The 24,070-nt window shown below is 63.9% G+C and carries 13 protein-coding genes; 10 read left to right on the top strand and 3 right to left on the bottom strand.

Annotated elements, in window-relative coordinates; translation table 11 throughout:
- Positions 1-5: 5 nt before the first annotated feature.
- The 4 genes from plsB (at position 6) to ACCAA_RS12045 (ending at position 10,144) form a co-directional block, all read left to right on the top strand.
- Positions 6-2,486: a glycerol-3-phosphate 1-O-acyltransferase PlsB gene (gene plsB, locus ACCAA_RS12060; RefSeq protein ID WP_186407498.1), complete on the top strand. Its 2,481-nt coding sequence runs from the start codon at positions 6-8 to the stop codon at positions 2,484-2,486.
- Positions 2,487-2,557: 71 nt separating this feature from the next.
- Entirely contained in the window at positions 2,558-2,884 is a 327-nt protein-coding gene (locus tag ACCAA_RS12055) for a hypothetical protein (protein WP_186407497.1), read from the top strand.
- 185 nt (positions 2,885-3,069) lie between these two features.
- On the top strand, positions 3,070-5,286 hold the full coding sequence (locus tag ACCAA_RS12050; protein ID WP_186407496.1) for a helix-turn-helix domain-containing protein: 2,217 nt from the start codon (positions 3,070-3,072) through the stop codon (positions 5,284-5,286).
- Between the two features lie 394 nt (positions 5,287-5,680).
- Positions 5,681-10,144 (top strand): RecQ family ATP-dependent DNA helicase, encoded by a 4,464-nt coding sequence (locus ACCAA_RS12045; protein ID WP_186407523.1) that lies wholly within the window; start codon positions 5,681-5,683, stop codon positions 10,142-10,144.
- Positions 10,145-10,200: 56 nt separating this feature from the next.
- Here the strand turns inward: ACCAA_RS12045 and ACCAA_RS12040 are convergent, their stop codons facing one another.
- Positions 10,201-10,884: a transglycosylase SLT domain-containing protein gene (locus tag ACCAA_RS12040; RefSeq protein ID WP_186407495.1), complete on the bottom strand. Its 684-nt coding sequence runs from the start codon at positions 10,882-10,884 to the stop codon at positions 10,201-10,203.
- Between the two features lie 704 nt (positions 10,885-11,588).
- Between ACCAA_RS12040 and ACCAA_RS12035 the strand changes: the two genes are divergently transcribed.
- The 3 genes from ACCAA_RS12035 to murB all read left to right on the top strand — a co-directional run bounded on the left by ACCAA_RS12035 (position 11,589) and on the right by murB (position 17,530).
- Positions 11,589-12,350, top strand: coding sequence for a TerC family protein (locus ACCAA_RS12035; RefSeq protein ID WP_186407494.1), 762 nt, complete (start codon positions 11,589-11,591; stop codon positions 12,348-12,350).
- A gap of 408 nt (positions 12,351-12,758) precedes the next feature.
- Positions 12,759-16,475 (top strand): methionine synthase, encoded by a 3,717-nt coding sequence (metH, locus tag ACCAA_RS12030; RefSeq protein ID WP_186407493.1) that lies wholly within the window; start codon positions 12,759-12,761, stop codon positions 16,473-16,475.
- Between the two features lie 14 nt (positions 16,476-16,489).
- Positions 16,490-17,530: a UDP-N-acetylmuramate dehydrogenase gene (gene murB / locus ACCAA_RS12025; RefSeq protein ID WP_186407492.1), complete on the top strand. Its 1,041-nt coding sequence runs from the start codon at positions 16,490-16,492 to the stop codon at positions 17,528-17,530.
- A gap of 24 nt (positions 17,531-17,554) precedes the next feature.
- On the opposite strand, the gene ACCAA_RS12020 is transcribed toward murB, so the two are convergent.
- Together ACCAA_RS12020 and ACCAA_RS12015 are read right to left on the bottom strand one after the other, a co-directional pair.
- Positions 17,555-18,475 (bottom strand): pseudouridine synthase, encoded by a 921-nt coding sequence (locus tag ACCAA_RS12020; protein ID WP_245754555.1) that lies wholly within the window; start codon positions 18,473-18,475, stop codon positions 17,555-17,557.
- 3 nt (positions 18,476-18,478) lie between these two features.
- Positions 18,479-18,823, bottom strand: coding sequence for an FKBP-type peptidyl-prolyl cis-trans isomerase (locus ACCAA_RS12015; RefSeq protein ID WP_186407491.1), 345 nt, complete (start codon positions 18,821-18,823; stop codon positions 18,479-18,481).
- Positions 18,824-19,039: 216 nt separating this feature from the next.
- Here ACCAA_RS12015 and ACCAA_RS12010 point away from each other — a divergent pair, with 216 nt between their 5' ends.
- From ACCAA_RS12010 to ACCAA_RS12000, 3 genes are read left to right on the top strand one after another with little or no spacing between them, the layout of a single operon-like run.
- The gene (locus ACCAA_RS12010) at positions 19,040-19,285 is read left to right on the top strand and encodes a helix-turn-helix domain-containing protein (protein WP_245754554.1); all 246 of its coding nucleotides are present in this window, start codon (positions 19,040-19,042) and stop codon (positions 19,283-19,285) included.
- Between the two features lie 6 nt (positions 19,286-19,291).
- Positions 19,292-23,530, top strand: coding sequence for a BREX system serine/threonine kinase PglW (gene pglW, locus ACCAA_RS12005; RefSeq protein WP_245754553.1), 4,239 nt, complete (start codon positions 19,292-19,294; stop codon positions 23,528-23,530).
- Between the two features lie 20 nt (positions 23,531-23,550).
- The gene (locus tag ACCAA_RS12000; protein WP_186407489.1) at positions 23,551-23,958 is read left to right on the top strand and encodes an endonuclease domain-containing protein; all 408 of its coding nucleotides are present in this window, start codon (positions 23,551-23,553) and stop codon (positions 23,956-23,958) included.
- Positions 23,959-24,070 lie beyond the last annotated feature (112 nt).

Genomic DNA, 24,070 nt, shown 5'->3' with positions numbered 1-24,070 from the left:
CAGCGGTGAGCAAAGTGTTCGAGGTCCTCAAGGTCTCCGACTGGTTCATCCCGCTGGCCCGCCGGCTGCTGTATCTCTGGGTCCGGACAGCGGTTTTCCCGCAGAACAGTCAGGAGCTCGGCCTCGACCCAGCGAAACCTGTCTGTTACGTTTTGCAGGACAGGCACCTGTCGAACCTGCTGGTTCTTTTCGCCGAGTCGCGGCAAGCGGGCTTGCCGCGCGCCGAGGCACCGCTGACCATCAGCGGGCAGCGACTGCCCTGCTCGTTCTTCTTTCTCAATCGTGACCGCAGCCTGGCCGGTCGGGCGCGTGACGGCAGTGTTCATTCACCTCTACTGGCCAGTCTGATCCGGCAGGCGGTCGCCGACCCCGAGGTCGATGTCCAATTGGTCCCCGTCGTCATCCTCTGGGGCCGCAGTCCGGACCAACAGGATTCGATTCTCAAAGCCCTGTTCTCGGAGACCTGGCGCTCACCGGGCGCCTGGCGTCAGTTACTGGCCATCGTGCTGCATGGGCGCAACGTTCTGGTGCGCTATAACACACCGATTTTGCTCCGCGATCTGCTGCACGGGGGGCTCGGCGAGGAGCAGGCGCTACGCAAGCTGTCGCGCGTTTTGCGCGTCCATTTTCGCCGTCAGCGGCAGATGGCCATCGGGCCTGATCTCTCACACCGCAACACGCAGGTCAACGCCGTGCTGGCCGGCGAGCGGGTGCGCCTGGCCATCGCCAGCGAGGCGGCGACACGTGGCATTTCGCTGGCCGAAGCCACAGCGAGGGCAGGCAATTTTGCGCTCGAGATCTCTTCCGACTATTCCTACGGTGTCGTGCGCGCGCTCGAGTTGTTCCTCGACTGGCTATGGACGCGCCTCTACGACGGCATCGAGTTGCACCACTTTGACGTCGTGACGCGCATCGCCCCGGGGCAGGAGATTGTGTACGTTCCTTGCCACCGCAGCCACATTGACTACCTGCTGCTCTCCTACATCATTCATCGCCAGGGGGTGACACCGCCGCACATCGCTGCGGGAGCCAATCTCAACCTGCCGCTGGTCGGACCGCTCCTCCGCCGCGGCGGCGCCTTCTTCCTTCGCCGCAGCCTCAAGGGTGAGGCGCTGTATGCAGCCGTTTTCCATGAATACCTGCACCTGATGCTGGCGCGTGGCTTCCCGCTTGAATACTTCATTGAAGGCGGGCGCAGCCGTAGCGGCCGGATGCTGACGCCGAAGGCCGGCATCCTCGGCATGACGGTGCACAGTTTCATCCGCGAGCACGCCCGGCCCCTGGTCTTCGTCCCGGTTTATATCGGTTACGAGAAGATCATCGAGGGGCGCACCTATCTCGATGAACTGGCCGGCCAGGCCAAGCAGCGTGAATCGCTGCTCGGCCTCGTGCGCAGTGTGCGCAGCATCAAGCGGGTGTTTGGCAAGGTCCATGTCAATTTTGGCGAACCGCTGGCCCTGGCCGGCCTTCTCGATGGGCAACATCCAGGCTGGCGCGGGGAAGCCGCCGAGAGTCAGTCGCTCTGGTCGCGCAGCGCCACTCGCCACGCGGCAGCCGAACTGGCCACGCGGATCAACGAAGCGGCGGTGCTCAACCCGGTTAACATGATTGCTCTCGCGCTGCTGGCCACTCCCAAACATACCGCCGACGAGCATGCCCTGCAGCGGATGATCGAGCACTACCAGGCGCTGAGCACGCAGGCGCCGTATGCGGCGACGACCATCGCCTGCCCGCTCGATGCGCCACAGATCGTCGCTTATGCCGAACGGCTGACCGTCGTCGAACGCTTCGCTGATCCACTGGGTGATCTGATACGCGTGCCCAAGGAGCAGGCGCCGCTGCTTGCCTACTTCCGCAACAACGCCCTGCACCTCTTTGCCCTGCCGGCCGTGCTTGCCTGCCTGTTGAGCCAGAATCGCGACCTCGATGCCCAGCGCGTGGCCCAGGCCGTGGCGGGAATCTGCACGCTGATGCGCGCTGAGCTCTTCCTGCGCTGGCCGGTCGAGGAACTGCCGACGGCCACGGCAGCGGTCATTGAGGTGCTCGTGGCCCGCGCTCTGCTGCGTCGCGTGGAAGCCGATGGCCGGCTCACCGCTGCGGAGCCGATCAGTCAGGAGTTTGCCGAACTCCGCCTGCTCGGTGAAACCATTCGGCCGCTGCTCGAGCGGCATTTTCTCACCCTGGCACTGCTCGAGCGACAAGGGAGCGGCCGCCTGACGCGTCAGGCACTCGAAGACAGTTGCCACTTGCTGGCCCAGCGCCTCTCGCTGCTTTACGAGTTCAATACGCCCGAGTTCCCCGAGAAGGCGACTTTCTCGGCGTTCATCGGCAATCTCATCGAAGGGGAATTTCTGCGCGAGGACGAAAGCGGCCTGCTGCACTTCGACGAACGCCTGCTGACGCCGTTGGCGCATTCCGAACTGGTTCTCTCGGTCGAGGCCAGGCAGGCGATCCGGCGCATGGCGCGAGCCGGAGTGGCGCCCTAGCCAGGCCGCCGCCCACGAATCGCCGTGCCGTCATCGTGACCGCCAGCAGCAACTTCCCACTCGCGTCGCCGATGTGTAGTTTCGCTCCCCGCTGCCTGTCCATTGACCTCGAGGTCGGGTTGCGCGATACGCGGATTCACAGTCTTGCTGCTCTTCGCGGCGACTTGCCCGGAGCCTCGCTGCATTTCAGGCAAGGCGATCTCTTTGCCGCGCTGGAACGACTCGACGCGCTCGCCGAAGGCGCCAGCTTCCTGCTCGGCCATAACCTGATCGCTTTCGACCTGCCGCATCTGGCCGCCGCCAAACCCGATCTGCGGCTGCTGCAACTGCCGGCTGTGGACACGCTGTGGCTCAACCCGCTGGCCTTTCCGCGCAATCCCTATCACCAGACAACCTGATCTCGGCGCCATGACGTTTGCGCGGGTGGCATCACGAATCGGCAGTAGTTCATAAGGTTAGCGCGCTGATAAAGCACTGGCGCGGGTTTGTGACGAGGGGCGTGTCGGATATTGCGAAGATACCGATAGAGACGGATAGTAGGGTTTTTTTGGCCGGCGCCACGCCGATCTCGCGGGAGAATCCGATGCCCCAACTGCTGTTGCCGATCTTTCCTGATGCCGTGACGCCGATCAAGGACTTGCTGTCTGTCGGGAAGCAGGACGGGCAAGTCGTGTATTTCCACGGTGTCCTGCCGGTGTTCAGTCATGCGGAAGAGGATTTGGCGACGTTCCGGATGATTACGGCGCAGTTTATCGCGCAGGGTCATCTGCGGGTGGTGGACGTGGCTAGCGCCTTCGGGGTGCCCGCGTTGAGTGTCAAGCGTGCGTTGAAGCGCTATCGGCAAGAGGGGCCGAAAGGGTTCTATGTTCCGCCGCGACGCCGTGGTCCGGCGGTGCTGACGGCAGAGGTGTTGAAGCAGGCGCAGGTCCTGTTGGACGACAGACAGACAGTACCGAGTGTCGCGACAGAGCTGGGGATCAAGAGCGACACCCTGTCGAAAGCGGTGCGCGCTGGGCGGCTGCATGTTCCGGCGGCGAAAGGGCCATGCGCGGTCGTATCGAGCACCAAGAGCGAGCGGAGCGCGCTCGACAGCAAAGCTCCGATGGGCGTTGGGGCAAGCCATGTGGAAGCCCGGGTGGCGGCCAGCGTGGGCGGGCTGAATGCGGTCGCTCCCCAGTTCCAGGCGGCCGTCGACGTGCCGCGGGGAGGGGTGCTGTTTGCGCTACCCGCCTTGTTGGCAGTGGGGCTGCTCGAAGGAGGTGAGGAGCTGACGCTGCCACCGGGTTACTACGGGATCGACAGTCTGTTGATGTTGATCGCCTTCATGGCCCTGGCGCGACTGGAATCGGTCGAGTCCCTGCGCTCGTGTGCGCCTGGCGAGTGGGGCAAGCTACTGGGTCTCGATCGGATTCCCGAAGTGCGCACTCTGCGCGAGAAGATTGGGCTCCTGAGCCAGGGCGATCATGCCGAAAAATGGAGTGCCGACCTGTGTCGGCGCTGGATGGCGGCGGCACCGGAACAAGCGGGCATCCTCTACGTCGACGCGCATGTGCGGGTGTATTACGGCGAGCAGACCCAACTGCCGCGCCACTACATCGCGCGGCAGCGGCTGTGCCAGCGTGCGACCGCTGATTACTGGGTCAACGCGATCGATGGGCAGCCCTTCTTTCGGGTCACGCAAGCCGTCGATCCGGGTCTGATCAAGGTGCTTGAAGGCGAGATCCTGCCCCGCCTGGAACGGGACATCCCGAGCCAGCCGAGCGCCGAAGTGCTCGCGGCCGAACCGCTACGCCATCGTTTCACCCTGGTTTTCGATCGCGAAGGCTATAGCCCGGAGTTGTTCAAACGCCTGAAAGCACGTCGCGTGGCCTGTCTCTCCTATCGCAAGTACCCCGGCGACGATTGGTCACCTGAGGAATTCGTCGAAGGAACCATTGAGCTGCGCAGCGGTGAGCGGGTACGTATGCGACTCGCTGAACGGGGAACGCTGCTCGGCGGCGTAGTGTGGGTACGCGAGGTACGCAAGCTCTGTGACACCGGTCGCCAAGTCTCCCTGATCAGCACGGATTATCAGTCCGGCATGTGGCTCTTGGCGGCCACTCTGTTCGCCCGGTGGTCTCAGGAAAATTTCTTCAAATACGCCCGTGAACACTTTGCCCTGGACCGCCTGGCGGACTATCAGACGGAAGAAATTCCTGATACCGCACGGGTCGTTAACCCGGCTCGCAGAACCCTCGACGGGCAGGTTCGCTCGCTGACCAGCAAGCTCAGCCGACGGCTCGCGCAATTCGGCACGCTCAACCTCAACGAAACGATTGACCCGGCGAAAGTCGAGGCCTTTGTCGCGAAAAAAGCCGCTGCCCACGACGAGATCGAACAGCTACAGGACGAACTCAAGACCCTGAAGGAACAACGCAAAGAGACACCCTCACATCTCGACATCAAGGACTTGCCGGAAGAAAGCCGATTTCGCCGGCTGAGCACCCACAGCAAGCAATTGCTCGACACGCTCAAGATGATTGCCTATCGCGCGGAAACGGCCATGGCCAACGTCCTGGCACCGCTTCTCGCGCGCCCGGACGAGGCTCGTAGCTTGCTACGCGCGATCTACACGACCGAAGCTGACTTGCTGCCCGACCCCCAGGCCGGCACCTTGACCGTACGCCTCCACCACATGGCCAATGGCGTGTCGGACCGCGCCGTCCGCAAACTCTGTGACGAGTTGAACTCTACCGACACTCTCTTCCCACGCTCCAACCTCCGCTTGATCCTCCAACTCGGTACTTCGCAAAATCCGTGAGATCAGGTTGTCTGATCACCATCTGGTCAAGCATTATCAGGACGGACAATTGAAGCGAGGGCGCTTGAACGACCCGCTGCTCGACGCGCAACTGACGCTTGAAGTCTTTCGCAACCAGCACGCGGCGCTGGCGGAAACCCCGCCGAACCTGGTTCTTGCCTGGCACTGGCTGACCACAGTCAACAGCACGGTGTCGGGGCTTGATCGCTTCTTCATGTCCTTGCGCCACAAGGCACGCCCGAGCGACGACGAGGCACTCGCCGCCATTTGCCGGCAACTCGCCGGGCAAACCTGCCAGACGCACGCCAGCGATATTCTGGCTGACGCCGCTCGCCAGGGCTGGGCCTTGGCGTACGCCCTGGCCTGGCTGTCGGTGGCCGGCGGAAATTCGGTGATGCCACCGTGGGTGCGCCATCAATTTCCGCAGGCCGGCGTGCTGATCAAACGCCTGCGCGGCACAGCTTGCGCCGACCCGGCTTGCCAGTGGTGCCGGGAACGGCACGATGCCCGGAAAGAACTCACGCACTGGTTTGGCTTCGCCGAATTTCGTCCCAAGCCGGCCGATGAAGAGGGCCGTCCCTTGCAGCAAGCGATTGTCGAAGCAGCAATGCGCGGCGAACACCTGCTGGGTATTCTGCCGACGGGAACCGGCAAATCGCTGTGCTATCAGATCCCCGCCCTCTCGCGGTTCGACAAGACCGGTGCGCTGACTGTCGTCATCTCGCCGCTGGTGGCCCTGATGGCCGATCAGGTGGCCGGGCTGGAAGCCAGGAACATCAAAAGCTGTGCGGCGCTCAACGGGCTGCTCTCAATGCCCGAGCGCGCCGACGTGCTCGACCGGGTGCGCCTCGGCGACATCGGCATTCTCATCGTTTCGCCCGAGCAACTGCGCAACCGAACGCTGCGCAAGGTGCTGGCGCAGCGCGAAATAGGCGCCTGGGTGCTCGACGAAGCGCACTGCCTTTCCAAATGGGGGCAGGATTTCCGCCCGGATTATCGCTATGTCAGCCGGTTTATTCGCGAGAAGGCCGGCGATCAACCCGACAAAACCATTCCGCCCGTTCTCTGCCTGACGGCGACCGCCAAGCCCGATGTGGTGGCCGACATCCTGACCCATTTCAGGGAAAAGGTCGGCATCGAGCTGCGCTGCTTCAACGGCGGCGCCAGTCGCACCAATCTTGATTTCTGTGTCGTTCCGACCAGCCCGGCCGAGAAATTCTCGCACATCCATCAGATTCTGGAGGCCGATCTGCCACCAGACCTGCCCGGCGGGGCCATCGTCTATTGCGCGACGCGCAGGCAGACCGAGGAAGTTTCAGGCTTTCTGCAGCAAAAAGGCTGGGCAGTCGGCCACTATCACGCCAGACTGCCGCCCGAAACCAAAAAGAGCACACAGAAGACTTTCATCGAAGGCGGTTTGCGCGTCATCGTCGCAACCAATGCGTTCGGCATGGGCATCGACAAGCCGGACGTGCGCTTGGTCATCCACGCCGATATTCCCGGTTCGCTGGAAAACTACCTGCAGGAAGCCGGGCGCGCCGGGCGCGATAGTCAGTCGGCACGCTGCGTCCTGCTGTACACCATCGAGGATGTCGAACGCCAGTTCGGCATGTCGGCCCGCTCGCGACTCTCGCGCAAGGAAATCCAGAGCATCCTGCATTCGCTGCGCAATCTCGACCGGAAAAGACGCAAGGGCGGCGGCAGGGACGGTGACCTGATCGCCACCTCCGGCGAGATCCTCGCCGAGGACGAAGACGGCGCTTTCGAGCGCGATTCGGCCACCGATGACACCCGCGTGCGCACCGCCGTATCGTGGCTGGAAGAAGCTTCTCTGCTCACGCGCGAAGAAAACCGGGTGCAGATTTTTCCCTCCTCGCTGCGCGTCGCCTCGCTCGACGAAGCACGGAAAAAACTTGCGCAGAAGGTCATCGCGCCGGAGTATCTGCAAAGCCTGCTGGCCATTGTCGGTGCGCTGATCGGCGCGCCGGTCGATGAAGGCATGTCGACTGACGAGCTGATGCTCGTTTCCGGGCTTTCGTCGGAAAAACTCCGTGCCGCGTTCTACGACCTGGAGTCGCTGGGGCTGGCCAGCAACGATACGGCCCTCACCGCCTACGTCCATATTGCCGTCGAACGCTCGTCGAGGATACGCTTCGAACAGGCGGCTGCGCTTGAATCGGCACTGATCGGCCTGTTGCGCGAGCAGCACCCGGACTTGGGCCGGGGCGAATCGTCAGTCCTGCACCTGCGCCGGGCCAACCAGCATCTCAAGGACTCTGGTCACGCCGACGCCCTGCCGGAGCGCCTGCGCCAGTTGCTGAGCAGCCTCGCCGCCGACGGCCGCGATGACGAGGGCGGCCTGGGCAGCCTGAAGCTGCGCCGTGTCGATGCCGAATCGGTGTCTATCGAACTGCAACGTGAATGGTCGGTCCTGGAAACCACCGCCCGGCGCCGTCGAAACGCAGCCGCGTGCCTGCTCGACCACCTGCATGCCTTTTTGCCTTCCGGCGCACGTGGCAACGATCAACTGGCCGAAACGACGCTCGGCAAACTGCTGGCGGCGCTGGAATCCGATCTGCTGCTCAAGGCCGAGAAGACGATCACGCCCAGGCTGCTCGATCGCGCGCTGCTGTGGCTGCACGAGCAGGAGATCATCCGGCTGAACAAGGGGCTTGCCGTCTTTCGGCCGGCGATGACGATTCGTCTGGAACCCGACTGGAAGAATAAATTCATGCCAGCAGATTTCGCGCCGCTCAAGCTGCACTATGACGAGCAGGTGGTACAGATTCACGTCATGGCCGAGTACGTGCAGCGCGGGCTCAAGGCCATGGCCGAAGCGTTGCACCTGACGATGGATTACTTCAGCCTGCCACGCGACGAATTCATGCGCCGCTGGCTGCCCGATCGCGACAAGGAACTGGCGCGCCAGACGACGCCTCAATCGTGGCACGACATTGTCGAGGTACTCAATAACAGGCAACAGCGCGAGATCGTTGCCGACGAGCGGGAAAGCACCAACGTGATCGTTCTGGCCGGTCCCGGCTCCGGCAAGACGCGAGTACTGGTGCATCGCATCGCCTACCTGATTCGTGCCCGCCGCGAGAACCCGCACGCCATTCTGGCCCTGGCCTACAACCGCCACGCCGCCGTGCAGATTCGCCAGCGCCTGGGCGAACTGATCGGCAACGACGCGCGCGGTGTTGCGGTGCTCACCCTGCACGCGCTGGCCATGCGGCTGGTCGGCGCCAGTCTGACAGCGCAGAACATGGGTGCGGGCAGCGACCTGTTCAAGGAGATCATCGAGCAGGCGGTCAGCCTGCTCAAGGGCTGCGGCCTGCCGCCGCAAGACGCCGACGAGCAGCGCGAGCGCCTGCTGGCCGGCTTCCGCTGGATTCTGGTTGATGAGTATCAGGATATCGCGCCTGAACAATACGCGCTGATTTCGGCACTTGCTGGTCGCACGCGCAGCGATGAAGATGGCCGTATCAACCTCTTCGCCGTCGGCGACGACGACCAGAACATTTACGCTTTTAACGGCGCCTCGGTCGAATTCATCCGTCACTTCGAGGCCGACTATGCCGCCAGGCCGACCTTCCTGACGGACAATTATCGCTCCACAGCGCACATCATTGCCGCCGCCAACCGGATGATCGAACCGGCTGCGAAGCGCATGAAGCAGGCGCATCCGATCCACATAAATGCGGCGCGCAAGGGGCAGGCCGCCGGCGGCGAATGGGCGAGCATCGACCCGGTCGGCCAGGGACGCGTGCAGATACTGCCGGCCGGTGACAACGATCAGACCCAGGCGCTTGCGGTGATCAGTGAATTCGAGCGCATGGCGCTGCTGGCGCCGGAGTGGGACTGGGCGCGTTGCGCCGTCATCGCCCGCAATTGGCGATCACTCGACCCCGTGCGTAGCTATTGCGAAGTCAAGGGGATCCCGGTTCAGCAGGCCGATGAAGACAGCAACGGTTTCTGGAGTCTGCGCGAGACGCAGTCACTGATTGGCTGGCTGCGGGCGAGAAACAGCGGATTGATCGACGTCGGAATGATCACCCGATGGCTTGAAATGCGGCCAGAGGGAGAACCCTGCGCCCGTTGGTGGGCTTGTCTGCGCGAGGCCGTCGCGGAATATGCGCTTGATGTCGGCGACGCCGAATTACCGCTGGACCACTTTCTCGAATGGCTGGCCGAATGGGGTCGGGAAGCGCGGCGCCGGCAAACCGGCCTTTTGCTGCTTACCGCGCACAAGGCCAAGGGGCTGGAATTCGACCACGTTGCGGTACTCGATGGCGACTGGCTGCGCAGTGGCGCCAACGAGGATGCGGACGCGCCACGCCGTCTGTATTACGTGGCCATGACGCGCGCCCGGAAGACGCTGGCGCTGGCCCGCCTTGATCGCGGGCAGGCCTGGCTCGATGCGCCAGCGGGTTTGTCGTCCGCATCACCAGCCATCCTGCGTCGCCTCGCCACCGCGCTACCCACACCGCCGCGCGAACTCGCTCGTCGCTATCGGCGGCTTGGCTGGCGGCAGATCGACCTTGACTTTGCCGCTCAATATCCTCCTGGCCACGCCATTCACCAGGCACTTGCCGCTCTGGCGGTGGGCAGCCGGATTGAGCTCCGGCAACAATCCGCCAAGGCCTGGCGATTGTGCGATGCGCAAGGGGTCGACATCGGCGCCCTGTCGCAACACTTCGAACCGGAAAACAACATGGCCTGCATGGAAGTCCGCGTCGCCGCAATCCACGTGCGCCGGCCCAGGGATGTGGCAGACCAATACAAGTCCCGGATCAACGCGAAAAGCGAATCCTGGGAGATGCTCGTTCCCGAACTGGTCTATGCACCGCGCAGCTAAGCTTGCCCTTCGCGGTTTCATTCAGCGATGGATCCGTCTAACCCGACTGGCGCTGCTCAGGCGTGTGCGCCGGGACCGCGCCGCACGGCCTGCTCGATACGCTGCTTCTCGGCCAGGACCTTGTTGGCGTAGCCGCTGTCAGGGTCATCCGGCGCGCCGCCATAGTGCTGCAGGCCGGCAACCAGACTACCACGCCAGCGAATCGCCTCTTCGAGCACCAGCACACCGACCTGGATGTTGGTCGCCGGGTCCAGGAAGGGCTGGTCACCGGACCCTTGTGGAACCTTGTCCAGGTGATAGCCGGGGATCACCTGCATCAGTCCCTTGGCGCCAACCTGACTCTCGGCGAAGGGGTTGAACCTCGACTCGATGCCGATGATGGCGATGATCAGCAGAGGATCGACACGGCGCTCGCGGCCAATCGACTGCGCGGCCTCGAAGACCGGAACGAGGGCCTCCGGCGCTACCCGGTAGCGACGCGAAACGAAGTCCAGAGCGCGTTGCAGACCTGGCGACAGCACTTCGGGAACGGCTTTGACCGCTTCCGTGGGGGTGGCTTCGAGCGCCGTCGTCGACTCCGCGAGAACGGCCGGGTGCGGGTCAGCGCCTGGGCTGACGAATGGCTTGAGCGTGCTCAAGAGGAGCATCAGGCCAACGATGATCATGCTGTGTTGAACAAAACTCAAAGTGGCGTCGGTACTGCGCGCCGTAGTACTTCTGAGCGAGATAGTTGCGGACATGCTCTCTCCTTCACTTTGGTCATCGCGCCAATCAAACGGCTCGACGATGGACGGTAACAGGCGGGTGCAAAGCCTCGAATACGCGGGAGGTACTTACCCTGAGGCCGGAACTCTGTGCGGTCTGAAAAGCCCGTGAGCAGAGCGGCGAGAGTGCAGCGGGATAGCCAAAATTGGCTGAGTGGCTGAACGAGGAATCGCAGTCTATTGATTAATCTCGATTCCGTCAACTCGCGTTGCCAGACCTGGCTAGGGAGCGCCGCTCGATGGGGCAGCGGAAATGCCCGTCGGGTAGAGTCCTCAGGCCCGCTCTCGCCAAACGGTTATGACCGTTTCCCTCACCCCCGACCCCTCTCCCGCGCGCGGGAGAGGGGGGATTTGTGAGTCGCTGGTGCGACTTTCATAGTCACGCAGCGTGTGCTCGGCGCGCTTGCGGCCAGCGAAATATAATGGGTGTGGATCTTTTCGGCCACGGAGGACTCAAAAAGAATCCAATATGTAGCAGATCAATGGCTTGGCAGATTACCCCGAAGGCGCCACGTAACTTTTCGGGCCGGCATTACTCAGGCCTAAACCGAGCTTTTGACGCTCTTAGCAGGCGGAAATTGACCATTTTTTGGCTTCAAAGGCGTGGCCGAAAAGAGCCGCACCCAAATATAATGGCGCGATGCCGCCTTGTCGGCTCCCACCACCTTCAGGATACCCGTATGGATTTCATGTCTCTCCTCGCCAGCCCGCAGGCCTGGCTGGCCTTTGCAACGCTCACTGCCCTCGAGTTGGTGCTCGGGATTGATAACATCATTTTCATTTCGATCCTGGTCGATCGTTTATCGCCGGAGGCACGGGAGAAAGCCCGCAAGCTGGGCCTGTTCCTGGCCATGTTCCTGCGCATCGCGCTGCTGCTGCTGCTGTCGGTGATCGTCGGTGCCACAGCGCCGCTGTTTGCCATTCTTGGGCAGGCCATCTCGCCGCGCGATCTGATCCTGATCGGCGGCGGCGTGTTCCTGATCTGGAAGAGTACTCAGGAGGTCCATCAGTTGCTCGAAGGCGAGGAAGGAGAGGCATCCACTGCCGTCAAAGCAACCTTCTCGGCGGTCATCTTCCAGATCGTCATCATCGACATTGTCTTTTCGCTCGATTCGATCATCACGGCCGTCGGTATGGTCGACGAAGTGGCAGTGATGATCGCGGCCGTCGTCGCTTCTGTGGGCCTGATGATGGTCTTCGCCGCGGCCATCGGGCGCTTCGTTTCCGGGCATCCGACGATCAAGATGCTCGCCCTGTCGTTCCTGATGGTCGTCGGCGTGGCGCTGGTCGCCGAGGGCTTCGGTCACAAGGTGCCGAAGGGTTACCTCTATTTCGCGATGGCCTTCTCGATCACCGTCGAGATGCTCAATATCCGGATGCGCAGAAAGCAGTCGGCCGTTGTGCATCTGCATCAGCCCTACACGCGCAGTGACCCGGACTGAGTCTTTTTGAATTACCGTCATTCCCGCGTCGGCGGGAAGCCAGTTCGTTTTTCTAGATCGGTCTTTCTAACATCTTGAACAAATGGATGAATCTGGATTCCCGCCGGCGCGGGAATGACTGTGGTCGGTCAGAATAAATTCACTGTGCGGCGCCCGCCATGCTGCCTTGACAGGCGATTCCCTGACAGGTAGATTGACGCCATGGTACGCTTGCGCTTGGGTTCGCGCCGATTTGACATCAACAGATTGCGGGCGCGTTAGAAATGCCGCTAAAGCGGGGCCGATACCAGGAGTCCCGGCAGGACTCCCAGCAGGATTCCAAGATTCCAAGACCCGTCGAGCTTTGCGCCGACGGGTTTTTTTGTTTTGCGCCTGGCGCGAGACCAGCGACGAAGAAAAGGGATAGACATGCAGCCTGACCGTACAGCCGAACTGAAGACTCGCCTCGAACAGGACATCCTGGTTCTCGACGGCGCGATGGGAACGATGATCCAGCGCCACGGGCTGCAGGAGGCGGACTACCGCGGTACGCGCTTCGCCGACCATGCGCACGATCTGAAGGGCAACAACGACTTGTTGCTGCTGACTCGGCCCGAACTCATCCGTGACATCCACTCCGAATACCTGGCAGCCGGCGCCGACATCATCGAGACGAACACCTTCAACTCGACCAGCGCTTCGCAGGCCGATTACCGGCTGGAAGCCGTCGTCTACGAGTTGAACGTCGCTGGAGCGCAACTGGCGAGGGCCGTGTGCGACGAATTCACCGCCCGCAACCCGGCCAGGCCGCGTTTTGTTGCCGGCGTGCTCGGCCCGACGTCGCGCACCGCGTCGATTTCGCCGGACGTGAACGACCCTGGCTTCCGCAACACCAGCTTCGATGAACTGGTCAGCACCTATGCCGAAGCGATCCGTGGGCTGTGCGTGGGTGGCGCCGATATCCTGTTGGTCGAGACGGTCTTCGACACGCTGAACGCCAAGGCAGCGCTTTTTGCCATCGAACAGTATTTCGAGCAGGCAGGTCGCCGCTGGCCGGTGATGATCTCGGGCACCATCACCGACGCCTCGGGGCGGACGCTGTCGGGGCAGACTGCCGAAGCTTTCTGGAACTCGCTCAACCACATCCGCCCACTCTCCTTCGGCCTCAACTGTGCGCTCGGCGCCGCCGACCTCCGACAGTACGTCGCCGAACTGTCGCAAATCTGCGATTGCTTTGTCTCGGCGCACCCGAATGCCGGTCTGCCGAACGCTTTCGGCGGCTACGACGAAACAGCGGAGCAACTGGCTGCGGAAATTGCCGACTGGGCGAGAAAGGGCTTCGTGAACATCGTCGGCGGCTGCTGCGGCACGTCGCCCGAACATATCGCCGCCATCGCGAGAAGCGTTGCCGGCGTCAAACCGCGCGTCATCCCGCACATCGAGCGCAAACTGCGCCTGGCGGGTCTCGAACCTTTCAATGTCGGCAAGGACTCCTTGTTCGTCAACGTCGGCGAGCGGACCAACGTCACCGGTTCACGGGCCTTTGCCCGGATGATTCTCGAGGGCCGCTTCGACGATGCCCTGGCCGTCGCTCGCCAGCAGGTGGAAAACGGCGCGCAGGTGATCGACATCAACATGGACGAGGCGATGCTCGATTCGAAGGCGGCGATGGATCGCTTCCTGAAGCTGATCGCCAGCGAGCCGGACATCTCGCGCGTGCCGATCATGGTCGACTCGTCGAAATGGGAGATCATCGAGGCCGGCCTCAAGTGCATCCAGGGCAAGGGCATCGTGAACTCGATCTCGATGAAGGAAGGCGAGGCCGAATTCCTTCGTCAGGCGGGGTTGGCGCGCCGTTACGGGGCCGCCGTGGTGGTCATGGCCTTCGATGAGGCCGGGCAGGCGGACACTTACACGCGCAAGACCGAGATCTGCACCCGCGCCTATCGCCTGCTCACCGAGCAGGCGGCTTTCCCGCCCGAGGACATCATCTTCGACCCGAACATCTTCGCCATCGCCACCGGCATCGAAGAGCACAACAACTATGCCGTCGACTTCATCGAGGCCTGTGTCTGGATTCGTTCCCATCTGCCGGGGGCGCAGATCTCCGGTGGCGTCTCCAACGTCTCCTTCTCCTTTCGCGGCAACGATGCCGTGCGCGAGGCGATCCACACCGTCTTCCTGTACCACGCGGTCAGGGCCGGACTGTCGATGGGTATCGTCAACGCCGGCATGCTCGGCGTCTATGACGAGCTTGACCCGGTGCTGCGCCGCAAGGTCGAGGACGTCGTCCTCAACCGCAGCCCAGACGCCGGCGAAGCGCTCGTCGAGTTTGCCCAGACGGTCAAGGAGGGCAAGGCCAGGGAGGGTGGCATGGGCGGCCTCGACCTCGCCTGGCGAGAACTGCCGGTCGACGAGCGCCTGACGCACGCGCTGGTCAAGGGCATCAACGACTTTGTCGTCGCCGACTGCGAAGAATGTCGTGCCGCGCTGGAGTCCGCCGGCAAGCCGCCGCTGTCGGTGATCGAAGGCCCCTTGATGAGCGGCATGAATGTCGTCGGCGACCTCTTCGGCGCCGGCAAGATGTTCCTGCCGCAGGTGGTCAAGTCGGCGCGGGTGATGAAACAGGCGGTAGCGCACCTGATTCCCTTCATCGAGGCCGAGAAGTTGCGCACCGGCATCAGCAGCAAGGGCAGGATCGTCATCGCCACGGTCAAGGGCGACGTGCACGACATCGGCAAGAATATCGTCGGCGTGGTGCTGGGCTGCAACGGCTACGAAGTGGTGGACCTCGGGGTCATGGTCTCCTGCGACAGAATTCTGCACGCTGCGCGCGAGCACGCTGCGCAGGCCGTCGGCCTGTCGGGGCTGATTACCCCGTCGCTCGAAGAAATGAGCCATGTCGCTGCCGAGATGGAGCGCCTCGGCTTTGCCACCGGGATCGATGGAAGCCCACCGGTGCCGCTCCTGATCGGTGGCGCGACGACCAGTCGCGCACACACGGCGATCAAGATCGCGCCGAACTATTCCGGTCCGGTGGTCTATGTCCCCGACGCTTCGCGTGCCGTCGGCGTCGTCACCCGCTTGCTGTCTATCGACCACGCGGCCGACTTCAAGGCCGAACTGGCCGCCGACTATGAAAAGCTGCGGTCGCAGCACGCCAGGAAGAAGGGCATCCCGCTGGTGACCATCGAGGCTGCGCGCGACAACCGCTTCGTGTGGGACGTCGATGCCGAATACCGGCCAACCGCGCCGAACAAGCCCGGCCTGCACGTGCTGCGCGAGATCGATCTGGCGACGCTGGCCGAGTTCATCGACTGGGCGCCTTTCTTTCAGACCTGGGATCTGGCCGGCAGCTACCCGAAGATTCTCGACGATGCGCTGGTCGGCGCAACGGCCCGAGCAGTGTTCAGCGATGCGCAAGCGATGCTCAAAAAAGTCATCGCCGAGAAATGGTTGAGCGCCCATGCCGTCTGCGGGCTCTTCCCGGCCAATGCCGTCGGCGACGACATTGAAATCTATGCCGACGAATCGCGCCGCCGGCCCTTGATGCGCTGGCACAACCTTCGCCAGCAGCACGAGCGCCCCGCGGGAAAGCCGCACTACTGCCTGACCGATTTCATCGCCGACCGGGGAACGTCCGACTGGATCGGCGCCTTTGCCGTCGGCGCCGGCTTCGGCATCGAAGCCAAGCTCGCCGAGTTCGCGGCGGCGAACGACGATTACCATGCGATCATGTTGAAGTCGATCGCCGACCGCCTGGCCGAGGCCTGCGCCGAGTGGTTGCACGCGCAGGTACGTCGTGATTACTGGGGCTACGCCGGTGATGAGCTGCTCGACCGGGAGGCTCTGATCGGTGAGGCCTACCGCGGCATCCGGCCGGCGCCCGGCTATCCGGCGTGTCCCGATCACACGGCCAAGGCTGCGCTGTTCACCCTCCTCGATGCACCGCGCAACGCCGGCATGGAACTGACCGAATCGTTTGCCATGACACCCGCCGCGGCGGTTTCCGGCTTCTATCTGGCGCACCCGCAGGCGCGCTATTTCGCGGTCAGCAAGATTGCCCGTGATCAGCTCGAAGACTGGGCGCAACGGGCAGGTTTCAGTGTCGCCGAAGCGCAGCGCTGGCTGGCGCCGCTGCTCTAGGCGCAGGCCGCACCATGACTGGCCGGCAGCTTCCCGACTTCGTCGAACGCGACGTGGACCTGGCGACGCGAACGACGTTGGCGCTGCCCGGCCGTGCTGCCTTCTATGCCGAAATCAGGTCCACCGCACAACTGGAGCGGCTTGCCGGAACGAGAGCGCTGCGCCGCTTCGTCCTCGGTGCCGGCAGCAACCTGGTCCTCACTGGCGACTTTGACGGCATCGTCCTGCACATGGCGATCAGCGGCCGCCAACTGATCGGCGAGGATGACGACGCCTGGTATGTGCGTGCCGGTGCCGGCGAGAACTGGCATCAACTGGTCAACTGGACACTGGTCAAGGGCTGCTGGCCGGGACTAGAGAACCTGGCGCTGATCCCCGGCACGGTCGGCGCCGCGCCGATCCAGAACATCGGTGCCTACGGACTCGAAATGGCGGATCGCCTGCAATCGCTCGAAGCCTTCGACCTGCGGACTGGCAAGACGCTGCGCTTCGATCGTGACGCCTGCCGCTTTGCCTACCGTGACAGCATCTTCAAGCACGAGGGCTGGCACCTGAACGCGCGCCTGGTGATCACGCGGGTGACATTACGCCTGGCCAAGGCCTGGCGGCCGCTGACCGCTTACGCCGATCTGGCCGCCGAACTCGATCGGCAGCAGCTCGGCCGCCCGAATGCCCGCCAGATTGCCGACGCCGTCATCGCTGTGCGCAGGCGCAAGCTGCCCGATCCGGCCGTGCTTCCCAATGCCGGCAGCTTCTTTCACAATCCGCTGGTCGACGCGGCCGTCGGCGAGCGACTGGCTGCGGCGCATCCGAACCTGCCGCGTTACCCGCAGGCCGATGGCCGCGTCAAGCTCGCTGCCGGCTGGTTGATCGAACAGAGCGGCTGGAAAGGTCGCGACCTTGGCCGGGCAGGAATGTACGAGAAGCAGGCGCTGGTGCTGGTCAATCGCGGAGGCGCGACCGGCACCGAGGTCGTAGCGCTGGCGCGCGCCGTGCAGGCATCTGTCGGCGAGCGCTTTGGCGTTGAACTGACTCCCGAGCCGGTTTTCCTCTGAACTCGGCCGTCACCGGCAACGCACTCAGAAGGCTTCGTCGGGGCGCAGGAAACGCCATTGACCGAGCGGCAGGTCGGCGAGTCTGACCGCCCCGATGCGCACGCGCTTGAGGCCGGTCACGCGCAGCCCGACCAGCTCGCACATCCGGCGGATCTGTCGCTTTCTGCCCTCGCGCAGCACGAAGCGAAGCTGATCGTCGTTGAGCCATTCCACCTTGGCCGGCTTCAAGGTCCGTTCGTCGAGGCTGAGCCCGTGATTGAGCAGCGCCAGGCCGCGGGCGTCCAGGTGGCCTTCGACACGCACCAGGTATTCCTTGTCGATCGTCGAGTCTTCACCGATCAACCTGCGGGCCACCCGGCCATCCTGGGTCAGCACCAGCAGGCCCGTTGAATCGATGTCCAGGCGGCCAGCCGGTGCCAGCCCCTTGAGACAGGAAGGATGAAAGGCCGGCGTATCCGGCGTTCGGCATTGTCTCTCCGGCTGGATCAAGGTCACCGCTGGCGTACAGCCAGGTTCCGGCTGCCCCGAGACATAACCCATCGGTTTGTGCAGCAGGATGGTCATCTGGCTGTGCTGCTGCGCCTGCGCCCGCCGGTCCAGGGTAATCACGGCTTTTGGCCCGGCGCGGGTGCCGAGCTCGCTGACTCGCCGCCCATCGACGAAGACCCAGCCGCGCGTGATGTACTCATCGGCGTCACGGCGCGAACAGAGTCCTCGCGCGGCCATCAGCTTGGAAATCCGCACGCCGTCGGGCGGCGGGCTGGCCGCCGTCGGTGACCTCGGCGACAGAGCCGCCGGCGCACCGACCGGCAGCGCAGCGGCGTCAACTGCCGCCGCCGGCCGCTGCCTGGTCATCCGGCCGCGCACCGGCGGAGGGCCGGCGCCGACCGGCACTCCACTCGCTGCTGCGCTGGGCGTCAGCGTCTTGCGTGGCCGGTCGGCCATCGATCAGGCAATATCGAGCAACTCGATCTCGAATACCAGCTTGGCGTGCGGCGGGATCAACTTGCCGGCCCCGCGCGCACCGTAAGCCAGCTCGGCGGGAATGGTCAGCTTGCGAATGCCACCGACGCTCATGCCGGGAACGCCTTCTTCCCAGCCGGCAATCACGTGCCGTCCGTCAAGCGCAAAGCGGAAGGGCTCGTTGCGATCCTTGCTCGAATCGAACTTCTTGCCATCGGCCAGCCAGCCGGTGTAGTGCACGATGACATGCTGGCCAGCGATGGCGGTGGGACCGCTGCCGGTGATGATCTCTTCGATCTGGAGACCGCTGGGGGTGGTGACAATGGGCATGGTCGCTCCTGGGGAAAGAAAAGTGCGAAGTTTAGCCCAGCCTGCTGCCAACGGGCCAGTTGAATGCACGGCGCAAGCACCAAACAGCGTGCCGACAAGCGCCCCGGCGGATTTAACGACTGGCGCAGGCGACACTGGCGGCGCATGCGCAGACAAACATGCTCAACCAGGGAATGGTGCTATCCTGCGCAACACCCCGCCATAAATCGAGATTTCATGGTCCGTTCTCACCTCGTCGAACTCATGCGCCGCCATTATCTGAAAGCGACCGAGTTGGCGCGGCTGGCGAACGTCAATCGCAGCACGGTGGCCGCATTGACGCGCGATCGGGCGACCCGGGTCGATCTCTCTGCGCTCGAGCGAATCTGCACGGTCCTCGGCTGCGGGCTCGGTGATCTGCTGGAAATCGTCCCGGACGAGCCTCGGCAAAACGACAACCCGCCGACTGCGCGAGCGACCTGAATGCCCATGAGCCTCAGCCGCTGGCAGGCCGTCTCACAGTCGCAGTTCGCCTGGGAGCGCGAGGCCCTGGACTGGCTGCGCAAGCACCTTCCCGATCGCGAGCCCTGGCACGCCTGGACCAACTTCGAATTCATCGACGAGGAGGGCAAGGTCAACGAGGTTGACGCGCTGATCCTGACGCCAGCGGGTCTTTTCCTCATCGAGATCAAGAGCCGGCCTGGCGACGTCACCGGCGATGCGCATACCTGGCTGTGGGTCACCGACGGTCGTGAACGGGCCTGCGACAACCCGCTGATCCTCGCCAACCGCAAGTCGAAGCGACTGGCCAGCCTGTTGCGGCGGCAGTCGTCGGTATTCAAGGCCAAGGTGCGCTTGCCCTTCGTCGAGCCGCTGATTTTCCTGTCGGCCACCAGCCTTGCCTGCAAACTCAGTGGCCCGGCCCGCTCCGGCACCTACCTGCGCGGTCAGCCGAACAGCGAGTCCGATACCGGCATCATCGACGCATTGCAAAACGGCAGCGGTGGTGCCCGCGCGATCCAGCCCAGCCACATCGACCATCAGCACGCCCGGGTGCTTGCCCGGGCCATGGCAGAGGCCGGCATAAGGCCCTCGAACAAGCATCGCAAGATTGGCGACTACCAGCTCGGCGCGCTGTTGTCGGAAGGCGGCTCCTACCAGGACTGGGAGGGCACGCACACCGCGATGGCGGCCGTACGCCGGCGCGTTCGCATCTACACGGTCGCCGCTGCCACCACGCCCGATGCGCGCAAGTCGCTGGTTCGCCAGGCGCAGCGAGAGTTCCAGATCCTCGAAGGCATTGACCACCCGGGCATCGTCAAGGTCAAGGACTACCAGGACAGCGAACTCGGCCCGGCGCTCATCTTCGATCACGACCCCAAGGCCATCCGGCTCGACTTCCTGCTGCGCGAGATGGGTCAACAGCGGGGTCAACAGCGAGGCCAACCGCTCAGCGTAGACCAGCGCCTGCAGATCGTCCGTGATTTGGCCGAGACCCTCAAACACGCCCACCAGAAGCGCCTCTACCACCGCGCCTTGTGTCCGCAAAGCGTCCTGGTTCAGGACGTTGCCGGCGCAACGCCACGGCCGCGCATCATGAACTGGCAGACGGGTACACGAGAGGGAACGCAGAGCAGCGACACCATCGATCCAGCGCGCCGCACCGTCGGCGGCACCATGCACGTCGAGGAGTATGTCGAGGACCCCGGCCTGGTCTATCTGGCTCCGGAAACTTCGCAGTCAGAGGCGCAGCAAGGCCCCAGCCTGGATGTCTTCAGCCTGGGTGCGATCACCTATCACGTCTTCTCCGGCCAGCCACCGGCAAGCTCGGTTCTCGATCTCGCCGAAAAGCTGCGCATTGGGCAAGGCCTGCGGCTGTCGGACGTGCTCGACGGCTGCGGCAAGCAGCTTCAGGACCTCATCCAGTACAGCACCTGTCCCGACGTCATGGGCCGCTACGGCACCATCGACGAGTTCCTGCGAGACCTTGACAAGGTCGTCGATGAACTGACTACCCCGGAACCCGAGGCCACCGTCGATCCGGCCGCGGCCAATCGCGACGAGCGCATCGAAGGCGGCTTCACGGTGATTCGCAAGATGGGCCGAGGCTCGTCGGCCGACGTGCTGCTGGTCCGCGAGGATGGCAAAAGCGAAGAGATGATCCTCAAGGTCGCCCTCGACGCGAGCTTCAATGACCGTCTCACCGCCGAGGGTGAAGCGCTTGCGAAACTTCGTCATCCGAACATCGTCGAGTGGCAGCGCACGCTCAGCGTCAATGGCCGGACGGCGCTGCTCATGCGCAAAGCTGGCGAAAAGACCCTGGCCGACCGCATCCGCGAAGAGGCTCGCCTGTCGCTCGACCTCCTGCAACGCTTCGGCGAAGAGCTGATCCAGGCGGTCGATTATCTCGATCAGCAAGGCGTCGCCCACCGCGACATCAAGCCCGACAACATCGGCATGTCGCAGGCCGGTACCCGCGGCAAGCTGCAACTGGTCCTGTTTGATTTCTCGCTGACCCGTACCTCGGCCGAGAACATCTCCGCCGGCACGCATCCCTATCTCGACCCTTTCCTCTCACTGCGCAAACCGGCGCGCTGGGATCTCCAGGCCGAGCGCTTTGCGCTCGCCGTCACCCTGCACGAAATGGTCACCGGCGTAGCGCCGCGCTGGGGCGATGGCAAGACACAAGCGTCGATGCTCGATTGCGAAGCCACGCTCGCCAGCGAGCGCTTCGACCCCTTGCTGCGCGACGATTTCACCGCATTCTTCGCCAGAGCGCTGAACCGCAACCCGCTCAAGCGCTTCGACAATGCCGAAGAGATGCTGCGCGACTGGCGCCGGATCTTCGAGGCCGGCGCGACGGCGAGCCAGCAGTCGGCCGACCCGTTCGAAGCCGTCGCCCGCCTGGCCACCGCCAGCACCAACATGGCCGAATTGGGCTACAGCGTCGAAGCACAGAACGTGCTCGAAGCGATGGCCATCCACAACGCGCGCGAGCTGTTGGCGGTCGATCGCGTGCGCTTCCGCTATCTGCGCGGCGTCGGCGATCGCATCCGCAAGGAAATCCGCCTCAAGGCCAAAGCCCTGGCTGCCATCCGGCCGGACCTCGTTCAAGGCCGTCCGACGCTGCACGAGGTCGATGACGATTCGGCAGCCGCCGGCGCGATCAGCGTCAATGAGTTGGCGGCGCAGCTCCTGCCGCGCCGGCCGGCCGGCGACGACCGTGTCGAAGAAACCGCACTGGCCATCTACCTTGGCCTGGAAGAGGCCGAAGGCTCGAGCCTATGGACACCGCTGGGCGTTGCCGCCAGCGCACTTGCGATCGACCGCAATGACCTTTCCGCCGCCTTGCTGAAAGCTCGTGAGCGCTGGCTGAAAACGCCGCAGCTCACCGAACTGCGTAATCACTTCGAAAGCCTGCTCTCCACCCAGGGCGGGGTGATGACCGTGCCCGAGCTGGCGTTGGCGCTGCTCGCCATGCGCGGCTGTGCGTCGCAGGACGAGCCCGAGCGCCTGCGCCTGGCGACCGCCGTCGTCCGCGCATGCTGCGAAGCCGAAGCCCACCTGGAGCGTCTGCGTTTTCAGGAATTCGAGCACCGCCCCTGGCCGCTGATCGCCTTTTCTGTCGAGCTGGCCGAATACGCCCGTCGGCTCGGTTCGTCGGCAGACGCCTGCGCGCAGGCCGAACCCTTGCTGACGCCGCAGAGAGCCCTCGAAACATTGGCGTCGGTGCCCGCACCCGAGGTCAGTCCGGCGCTTTCGGCACAGCGCCTGTTACGCCTGGCGACCGCCGCAGCGCAGCACGCGGCGCTGTCCAGCCGCCAGGAAATCTATCCGCGCGGCATGGCCGCTGCGCTGGCCTTGCGCCAGTCGCTAGGCGCGCTGATGGGGGTGCGTTTCCTCAAGCTCAAGGACGTGCAGGACCGGGTAGCCGGACGCTACCCCGAAGCACAGCCGCTGCCGCAGCGCCCACTCCTCGACACGCTTCTGGCCGACGTTGGCGCGCTGCTCGTCTGGAGCGACGACACCCCGGCTGGCTCGGGCTACGTGCCGTCGACGCAAGCGCTCGGCCCGTCGGCGGGCACCACCACGCAATACTCGCGCGTCACCACGACCATGGAGCGCGGCTTGCCGGCATCGGATGCGGGCACCAACGAGGCATCCGCCCCGGCGATCGAGGCGCAGAAGCTGGAAGATCGGCTCGCTTATGCCCACAAGGCTGGCGGTTTTCTCGTGCTGACCGTCGAGCCGCGGCTTGCGCACCATGTCGAAGCCGAGTTGCTGCGCCGCTTCGGCCGCCAGCGGCTGAGCTTCGACACGCTCATGCTCAAGGCCCTGCGCCAACAGGCCGAAACGCTGAAGGTCAACTGGAATCTTGTGCTCACCGCCGACGGCGCAGCCCCCACCAGCACCGATTGGAGTCGCCTGATGCGCCTGGTACACAAGGCGCTGCCGCAGGTGAAGCAGGCGCTGCTCGATGCCACAGATCCTGTCCTGCTGGTCAATTTGGGCCTGATTGCCCGCTATGGCCTGATGCCACTGATCGACGAGCTGCGTGACGAGGTCGGCCGCCCGGGCAAACTGGCCAGCCTGTGGATGCTGCTGCCGATGGCGGCCACCGGTCTGCCTACCGTCGACGACGTCCCCGTACCGGTGATCACCTCAACCCAGTGGGCGAACGTTCCCGTCGCCTGGGCCAGAAACCTGCACCGCGCCGCCGCGGCCTGAATGGACAAGGAAACAGGAGCATGAAAGGGCAGACAAACCGTTCGATCCTCACCCCTGCGCTTCAGAAAAAGCTGCGCACCCACATGACCGATGCCGAAACTCGATTATGGCAACGTCTGCGCGCTCGGCAGAATGCCGGTTTCAAATTCCGCCGTCAGCATCCGTTCCTGGATTATGTGCTCGACTTTGTGTGCCTGGAAAGGCGGCTGATCGTGGAGGTCGATGGAGGCCAGCATCAGGACTGTGAGGCAGATCGGGCGCGGGATCGGCGATTGCAGGAGGCGGGTTTTTTCATCATGCGATTTTGGAACAACCAGGTGTTACAGGAAACGGATGCTGTGGTAGAAGCGATCTGGACGGCGTTGCAAGAAGAATCCGGGGAGGATGCCTCGCTGATGACCCCATCCCCACCCCGGCCCTCCCCTTGAAGGGGAGGGAGTAGCCACACCGGCGAGGCTCGTGACCCCCGCACTTTCATTCACTCCCTATCGCCCATGGAACTCCTCCCCCTTCAAGGGGGAGGCTGGGAGGGGGATGGGG

The organism is Candidatus Accumulibacter aalborgensis, from assembly GCF_900089955.1.
Lineage (GTDB): Bacteria > Pseudomonadota > Gammaproteobacteria > Burkholderiales > Rhodocyclaceae > Accumulibacter > Accumulibacter aalborgensis.
This window is presented reverse-complemented; position numbering and strand designations above follow the sequence as displayed.

Coding starts and splice junctions, on each gene's coding strand:
- ACCAA_RS12020 (WP_245754555.1), bottom strand. CDS start 18,475: ATGGCCGACCGGCCACGCAAGACGCTGACGCCCAGCGCAGCAGCGAGT.
- ACCAA_RS12000 (WP_186407489.1), top strand. CDS start 23,551: ATGAAAGGGCAGACAAACCGTTCGATCCTCACCCCTGCGCTTCAGAAA.
- ACCAA_RS12040 (WP_186407495.1), bottom strand. CDS start 10,884: ATGTCCGCAACTATCTCGCTCAGAAGTACTACGGCGCGCAGTACCGAC.
- ACCAA_RS12050 (WP_186407496.1), top strand. CDS start 3,070: ATGCCCCAACTGCTGTTGCCGATCTTTCCTGATGCCGTGACGCCGATC.
- ACCAA_RS12010 (WP_245754554.1), top strand. CDS start 19,040: ATGGTCCGTTCTCACCTCGTCGAACTCATGCGCCGCCATTATCTGAAA.
- ACCAA_RS12015 (WP_186407491.1), bottom strand. CDS start 18,823: ATGCCCATTGTCACCACCCCCAGCGGTCTCCAGATCGAAGAGATCATC.
- murB (WP_186407492.1), top strand. CDS start 16,490: ATGACTGGCCGGCAGCTTCCCGACTTCGTCGAACGCGACGTGGACCTG.
- ACCAA_RS12035 (WP_186407494.1), top strand. CDS start 11,589: ATGGATTTCATGTCTCTCCTCGCCAGCCCGCAGGCCTGGCTGGCCTTT.
- metH (WP_186407493.1), top strand. CDS start 12,759: ATGCAGCCTGACCGTACAGCCGAACTGAAGACTCGCCTCGAACAGGAC.
- pglW (WP_245754553.1), top strand. CDS start 19,292: ATGAGCCTCAGCCGCTGGCAGGCCGTCTCACAGTCGCAGTTCGCCTGG.
- ACCAA_RS12045 (WP_186407523.1), top strand. CDS start 5,681: ATGCCACCGTGGGTGCGCCATCAATTTCCGCAGGCCGGCGTGCTGATC.
- ACCAA_RS12055 (WP_186407497.1), top strand. CDS start 2,558: ATGTGTAGTTTCGCTCCCCGCTGCCTGTCCATTGACCTCGAGGTCGGG.